The 6,711-nt window shown below is 62.9% G+C and carries 7 protein-coding genes; 3 read left to right on the forward strand and 4 right to left on the reverse strand.

The window, feature by feature from the left end; all coding sequences use genetic code 11:
• Nucleotides 1–560: 560 nt before the first annotated feature.
• Together FCU66_RS41440 and FCU66_RS34595 are read right to left on the reverse strand one after the other, a co-directional pair.
• Nucleotides 561–1,583, reverse strand: coding sequence for a DUF5666 domain-containing protein (locus FCU66_RS41440; RefSeq protein ID WP_168992150.1), 1,023 nt, complete (start codon nt 1,581–1,583; stop codon nt 561–563).
• Nucleotides 1,580–2,449 carry a DUF6502 family protein gene (locus tag FCU66_RS34595; RefSeq protein WP_246094161.1) on the reverse strand — a complete coding sequence of 290 codons (870 nt, stop codon included), beginning with the start codon at nt 2,447–2,449 and terminating at the stop codon, nt 1,580–1,582. The genes FCU66_RS41440 and FCU66_RS34595 overlap by 4 nt, the downstream gene beginning before the upstream one ends.
• A gap of 249 nt (nt 2,450–2,698) precedes the next feature.
• Here FCU66_RS34595 and FCU66_RS34600 point away from each other — a divergent pair, with 249 nt between their 5' ends.
• Entirely contained in the window at nt 2,699–3,130 is a 432-nt protein-coding gene (locus FCU66_RS34600; RefSeq protein WP_246094162.1) for a Ros/MucR family transcriptional regulator, read from the forward strand.
• 49 nt (nt 3,131–3,179) lie between these two features.
• Here the strand turns inward: FCU66_RS34600 and FCU66_RS34605 are convergent, their stop codons facing one another.
• Both FCU66_RS34605 and FCU66_RS34610 read right to left on the reverse strand, forming a co-directional pair.
• Nucleotides 3,180–3,821 carry a sulfotransferase family protein gene (locus tag FCU66_RS34605; RefSeq protein WP_168992268.1) on the reverse strand — a complete coding sequence of 214 codons (642 nt, stop codon included), beginning with the start codon at nt 3,819–3,821 and terminating at the stop codon, nt 3,180–3,182.
• Between the two features lie 178 nt (nt 3,822–3,999).
• Nucleotides 4,000–5,502, reverse strand: coding sequence for a helicase HerA domain-containing protein (locus FCU66_RS34610; RefSeq protein ID WP_136621735.1), 1,503 nt, complete (start codon nt 5,500–5,502; stop codon nt 4,000–4,002).
• A gap of 415 nt (nt 5,503–5,917) precedes the next feature.
• Between FCU66_RS34610 and FCU66_RS34615 the strand changes: the two genes are divergently transcribed.
• Nucleotides 5,918–6,223 carry a hypothetical protein gene (locus tag FCU66_RS34615; RefSeq protein ID WP_056591812.1) on the forward strand — a complete coding sequence of 102 codons (306 nt, stop codon included), beginning with the start codon at nt 5,918–5,920 and terminating at the stop codon, nt 6,221–6,223.
• 91 nt (nt 6,224–6,314) lie between these two features.
• The gene (locus FCU66_RS34620) at nt 6,315–6,686 is read left to right on the forward strand and encodes an endonuclease domain-containing protein (protein ID WP_136621762.1); all 372 of its coding nucleotides are present in this window, start codon (nt 6,315–6,317) and stop codon (nt 6,684–6,686) included.
• The last annotated feature ends 25 nt before the right edge of the window (nt 6,687–6,711 follow it).

Raw genomic sequence — 6,711 nt, forward strand, 5'->3', positions numbered from 1 at the left:
ATCCGCACTGCTGCGGCTGTACTTATTTAAACCTCTGATCCGCGGCGCCGATCTTCTGAAAAGCGCCACCTAGAGTTGGATCTCAATACGTGGGAAAATTACCCACGTCAAGTGCGTCGAACACGCGACAGCGCGCGGGACGTCTCAAACCTGCGTTCGCGATCAGGGAAGATGGCGTGCGGCCAGGGCCGTCGGCGAAGAGCGGCATCGAAAAATGAAGCGCGGGGGGAATTGACTTGTGGGTAATTTTCCCACAGATTGAGCCGGTCAGCGACATGCAAAGAGGAGCAAGGCTTACGTCGACGGGAACCTGCCCTGCAGCGTACCGGAATCGAATTTCCGCGGATCACCCGCCCCCCGTGTGATCCGCGGAAAGCGGCCGTACAAAAAAAGCTCAAGCCCCCCGCTTTAACGAGCCCCCGTACGGCTGCACCGGCCGGTTCCGTCTATCGCAAAGGACGGACCGGCCGGATTATCGCTCCCTCTGGAGCGACTTCGCGTGGCGGTGCCTGACCACACCTTGACGAGTAGACGAAACGCCCGCCGAACGGTGAACCGTCCTAAGGCCCGCCTGGCCCTCCTGGACCGCCGCCAGGACCACCTGGCCCGCCGGGGCCACCCGGCCCACCTGGGCCGGGTGGATGTTGACCGGGTCGATCTGGCGATTGATTGCCGGCATTGCCCTGACGAGACGCCGAGACAATCTTCCCGTCTCGATCAAACCTGACATCGAGAAACGCCCGGACATTGGCTGTCGATTTCGAATCGCCGGTCTGGCCATCAATGACGACACCCAGACCTGATTTGAGCCGGTGTTCCCAGCGCTGCAGAAAGGTCTCGTACAGGACGCTTCCAACATAGGTCTGCGGAACCGGGGCTTCCGCCTCCAGATGCAACACTCTGTATCCACCCGCGACCTTGGTCAGGGTCAGCTGAACGCGCCGGTTTGCAAGCGCTGACGATTTCGGTCCGATCTTGAGCCGTCCGACCAGCAATGCGCCTGACGTCACGAGCGCCAGGCCACGAACCAGATATTGCGTTTCATGCGGCCTGGCCTCCACCAGGCTCGCGACAATCGTCCCGTCGGGCCGACGAATGCCGTGGACGGCGACGATATCGCCCGGCGCGATCTTCAGTCCCTTCGCAATGCGGCTGATGTCGACATGCTGCCCCAGCACCCACATCGAGCCGGCTGTGACCCGGTCGACCGGGCCAACCACTTCGCTGGTGACATGGATCGCGGGGGTAACGACGCGACCTGCCTGCTGCACCACCGCGACCCGCACGACATGCCCGACCTTCAGGCTGCTTGCGGCAGCACGGACCCCGTCAATCCAAACCGGCACGTCCGGCTGATAGCCAACGCGGACATCATTGACGAAAATACTGCCAAAGCGCTGTATCGTTCCCACGATGCCGGTGCCGCCGATGCCTTGATCGCCATCCGTTCCCGCCGTCCAGCCGGTACCGCCAATCCCCTGGTCTTTCGACGATTCCGTCGCTCTTGCAAGAAGACTGAAAACCACCGCCGGCACGGCGGCTCCGAGCGTCAGGAAATCCCGCCTCGTCGGCCTCCGGCTCATGGGGTCTCTCCGCCGGCCTGGCTGTGCTGGGGCAATTCCTCGGCAACGAGCGAAGCACCGTCCGACCTGAGAATGTAGACACCGCAATTCCACCGGCTGGTGCCGCCTGGATCGGTTTGAATGGCCTGGTTTGCATATTTGTTCAGACGCAGCAGCGTTTCGACCGCGACTTCGCGGCTATAGATCTCGAGCGACCGGGCAAGCTCCGCGGACAGCCCGTCATAGTGGACGGCACGCTCAAGGAAGGGCGGATCGTCGGCCAGGACATTTTCGACCGCGGCGGCAGCATGGTCCCCGAGATTTCGGGCAAAATAGTAAAGCCGGACCTCGCCGTCCCCTCTCGGCACCATGGCCCCTTCCATCAGGACGATACGATCCTTCTCGTCGATTTCAACGAGCTTTCGGTCAAGCCAATCGTCCAGGACGGCCCTCGGCCGCAGATCGCGGGTCACCGATTCCACCAGGCCGGCAAATGATGGCTCTCCGGCCTCGCTCGTTCGCGCCAGCGGCAACGGCGTCCCCCTGGCATCGACAAACAACGGATCGGCAAGCCAGCGCGCGACAATGGCACTCGTCCTGGAAACGGATTCGGGCACCACCCGGACCGGCGCGCCGACCCCTCTCAGCCGGCTGACCTCCTTTCGGTGGACGCCTGTCAGCAGGCTGACCCGGCTGTCTGTCTGTGGCTTGTCGGGCAACGCGAATTCATGCTCCGCGACATTGACGTAAAGCTGACGCAACAGATCGACGAAGGTTGGAAACGTCACCCCGCATTTGATGGCCAGCCGCACCAAGGGGCGAAGAACCCGGTTCAACGTGTTCTGAACCCCATCGGGATCCAGATATTGTCCCGCCGATCTGCTCATCGTCGTCCCCTTCACGCGCCCGTCACGAAACCGGCCATCCGTCGCTCGAAAATGCCGGCCGAAAATAGCCCGTGGGAAATGCTTCCACAATAGCACATTGACACGTGTGACATTTTCCCACAAAATTGCATGATCAGCATTGCCAGCAGCCAAACTGTGCTCGCAAAACGGAGACGTCTTTTGAAGAAGCCTTATGCAAGACCGACCATAGTCAGGATGGCAGACAATTTCGAAGACGTTCCAATCAGACTGCACGACGTCACCGACACGCATTTCAACGGGGAAAGGCACGGTGACCCAGTCATTGCCATAGCTGCGGATCTTGTATCGGCTTACGTCTCGAACAACCCCCTGCCCGCCGCTGAGCTCCCCGCGTTCATCGGCACGATATACGCTTCGATCAAGGCCATTTCGATCGGGGTTCCCGATGTTCGGCCCGATGAGCTCAAAGCAGCCGTCGCTGTGAGAAAATCCGTCACACCCGATTTCATCATCTGCCTGGAGGACGGCAAGCGTTTCAAATCGTTGAAGCGGCATCTCCAGACAAGTTATGGCCTGACGCCGGACCAATATCGAAAGAAATGGAACTTGCCTGCCAACTACCCGATGGTGGCGCAAAATTATTCCGAAACTCGCTCGAAAATGGCCAAATCCATGGGCCTCGGCCGCAAGCCGAAGTAGCTTGTTTCGACGCATTGGGGCCATATTGCGAGTGGATCAGAGGCAAGCCTCACCAGAGCCCGACAAGCGACCTCAGCATCGCAGCAGGGCCAATCGCCTGCCTGCAGGTTTTGCGAAACCCTGCCCGTCCCGTTGCATCAAGCACATCATCATCGATGGCGCGCAGAATGGTGTTCGCGTTGCGCCAACCGATTCTGACAAGGGCGGATGCCAGATCCGCACGGGCGGGATCGAACGAGGCCTGATTGGCGGTGGGGTTCGCAGGCTGGTCGATGTCGTTGCTGGCGCCAATCGTGTGCTGCGGGATTGTCACGGCGGTGCCGGGGTCAAAAGGCCGGGGAAGATCCAGAAAGCGGGACATCGCACTCAGGCAAGGGGCCGGCGTTGCAACGAGCTGCTCATAGCAGACGAAATGCACCGGCGCGCCGGTGCGGCGAAGCGCTTCCATGGCAAAGTAGAACTGGTTCCAGTAGTCGGCTGGTGTGCGGAACCTGTACTCCATCTGCCCTGGCTGGGTAAAATCCTGCCTGACTTCGAACGGCTTCTTCAGGAACGAACCGAGATATTTCTCCGGCCTGAAAATGCTGTCGGTCCTGGAGAAACGGAACCATGACAGAAGCTGGGTAACGGGGTCCTTGCTCATCACAATTATGGGCAAGTCTCCATATTGCAGCTCACGCCCGTCCATCAAGGCGGGGAAGATCCCATGTTTCCAAAAGCCTTGATCGAAGACGACCGGTATGCCGAGATAGCGTTGGACAAGATCCTTCGCGAGATTTGTTCCAGATCTCGGCGTCCCCATGACACGGATCCGGACACCATTGCCGCCAGGCTGCGATCCGCTCTGTGCTGAAATCCTCATATCAGCCTCACAGCGCCAGGTTCCCCTGCTCCACCTCCGCGGCATTTGGATCGCCCGGTGCCGTCGCCCAGGCCAGTTCGACCAGCGTCACGGTGCGCCGGCCTGTTCCGTCGAGCTGGCAGACGATGAGGCCTTGCTCCTCGATATAGGTCAAGAGGCGCCGGGCGCGGCGCAATGAGTGCGAGCCGTAGGCGCGGGCGATCGCGGCGTCGCTCGGGCACGGCCAGCCCTCCTTTGCCGCGCGCGCGATCATCATGAACACGCCCTGCATGTCGTCGGGCAGCAGCGACGCGCGGACGGAAACGTCCCCCCACGCGTCATCCTGCGTCGTCTCGGAGCCGAGGCCGGCGCGGGCGCGCGTCAGCATGCGGCGGAACTCCGGCAGGTCGGGCACGACCGAGGCGAGACCCTCGATGCGGCAGCGGACCACGAACTCCTGATAGAGCACGCCGATCACACGGAAACCCGCGTCGGGTTGCGCCAGGATGGCGCGCAGCACACGGTCGACGCGCTCGCGACGCTCCGCCAGATCCTCGGCGCTGACTTGCGGCTCCGCCGCTTCGGGACGAATTTCCAGCGCTGCCGATTTGGCCGCCATCAGCTGATCGAGCAGGTCCGGCGACGCCGTGCGGCGCGGCGCGCGCACGGTCTCGAACGGCGGCGCGGCCAGGATGATGGCGCGTGCATCCTCGAGCGCCGCTTCCGGCATCGCCATCAGCCGCGGGGTTCCGTTGCGCGGGCTGGTGTCGGTCGGGCCGATGCGCAGGCCCAGCGGACGGCGCGACAGCGCCGGGCCGAGCGCCATGAACTGCCCGCGCTCCAGGTCGCGAAACGCCTCGGCCTGCCGCCGCTCCATGCCCAGAAGATCGGCGGCGCGCGCCATGTCGATGTCGAGGAAGGTGCGGCCCATGAGGAAATTGGACGCCTCGGCGGCGACGTTCTTGGCGAGCTTGGCCAGCCGCTGGGTGGCGATGATGCCGGCCAGCCCGCGTTTGCGGCCACGACACATCAAATTGGTCATGGCGCCGAGCGAAAGTTTGCGCGCTTCGTCCGACACTTCGCCCGCCACCGCCGGCGCGAACAGCTGCGCCTCGTCCACCACCACCAGCATCGGGTACCAGTGGTCGCGGGCGACCTCGAACAGCCCGCCGAGGAAGGCAGCGGCGCGCCGCATCTGGTTCTCGGCGTCGAGCCCCTCGAGATTGAGCACGGTGGAGACGCGGTGGATGCGCGCCCGCTCGCCGGCCGCCTGCAGGCCGCGCTCGGTATGCTGCTCGGCATCGATCACCAGATGGCCGTAACGATCGCCCAGCGACACGAAGTCGCCTTCGGGGTCGATGATGGTCTGCTGCACCCAGGGCGCGCTCTGCTCCAGCAGGCGCCGCAGCAGATGCGACTTGCCGGAGCCCGAATTGCCCTGCACCAAAAGCCGGGTGGCCAGCAGTTCCTCGAGATCCAGCTTCGCCGGGGCGCCTGCGGTCGTGTATCCCATCTCGATCGCAACGGTCATCTCGACTCAGGCGCTCCTTTCGCAGACGGGCTTATCAACTGGGTCACAGCCCGTCGAGCGCGCATGGCCGGCAGTTCTGCGTTGCGCACAGCTGTCCTGACGCGGTCTGTCGGCTCAGCCCCTGTGGATAGTAACCAGTCGTTCACCATGGGCCGGCGTTCCGATTGCAGATATCAGGCATCCGCTTAGCCTGACCTTGCATCGCGTCCCCAACGTGGTGCGTCCCAACCCCACCCTGGCGGCCGACGTCTTCAAGTTCCCCATGCTCCCCAAAGTATACGTCGGTCGCCGACTTCGCCTGATCCCATCCTGTTCTGACATCGTACAGAGCCGCTCCCTGGCGCAAACTTTGGGTTGACCCCTTCGGACCGCGAGGCGACACTCCACCGACGAACAGGTGCGAGGAGGAATTGCGATGGACGAGCCCGAACGGTGGCGCCACATGTCGACGGCGCCGAGGGATGGCAGCCGCATCCTGGTCACGGTGCGCCCGTCCGAACAGGGGCCGGCGGAAGTCGACCTCGCCTATTGGTCGCGCGCCGACCAGTTCGCCTCGGAAGGCTGGCGCGCGTCGGACTCCTCGCCCGGGCGCGTCGTCGAATACGCCGAACCGGAACTGAAGTGCTGGATGCCGCTGCCAACAGCCAATCTCAGCCGTGCCTCGATGCCGGCGCCCTGGGAAGGCGAAGACGCCCAGCAGCTCGACGGCTCGGGGATTTAGGGCGCGCGCTGAGGCCCGGAGATTGGCCAATCTCCCCCCAAGTGNNGGGGGCGCCGTAGAGCGCCAACCTCCATCACAATTGAAAATTGTCATGCCTCACACACCCTTGCCTCCGCAAAACCGCGCCAACGCCCGATCGATGCGCAAGGCGCTAACCGGCGCCGAGTTGAAGCTCTGGAACGAGCTTCGTGCGCACAGGCTGATGGGCCTGGGCTTCCGGAGACAGTTTCCGATCGCCGGCTATATCGTTGACTTCGCTTGCCCGGAGAAGAAGCTGATCGTTGAGCTTGATGGCTCTCAGCATGCGGAAACCGACGCTGTCGCAAGCGACGAAGCAAGGTCAGCGCGACTGGAGCGGGATGGCTGGACCGTCCTTCGCTTCTGGAATGACGATGTAATCCGCGACATCGACAATGTCTGCCAACGTATTGTCATCGCAGCAGGTTTGGCCGACACGTTCTGATAGGTTGGCGGGACAGCGCCCCCCT

This window comes from Mesorhizobium norvegicum (genome assembly GCF_004919685.1).
GTDB lineage: Bacteria > Pseudomonadota > Alphaproteobacteria > Rhizobiales > Rhizobiaceae > Mesorhizobium > Mesorhizobium norvegicum.

Excerpts from the sequence above, each read along its gene's own strand:
- FCU66_RS41440 (WP_168992150.1), bottom strand. The coding sequence starts at position 1,583 with ATGAGCCGGAGGCCGACGAGGCGGGATTTCCTGACGCTCGGAGCCGCC.
- FCU66_RS34595 (WP_246094161.1), bottom strand. The coding sequence starts at position 2,449 with ATGAGCAGATCGGCGGGACAATATCTGGATCCCGATGGGGTTCAGAAC.
- FCU66_RS34610 (WP_136621735.1), bottom strand. The coding sequence starts at position 5,502 with ATGACCGTTGCGATCGAGATGGGATACACGACCGCAGGCGCCCCGGCG.
- FCU66_RS34615 (WP_056591812.1), top strand. The coding sequence starts at position 5,918 with ATGGACGAGCCCGAACGGTGGCGCCACATGTCGACGGCGCCGAGGGAT.
- FCU66_RS34620 (WP_136621762.1), top strand. The coding sequence starts at position 6,315 with ATGCCTCACACACCCTTGCCTCCGCAAAACCGCGCCAACGCCCGATCG.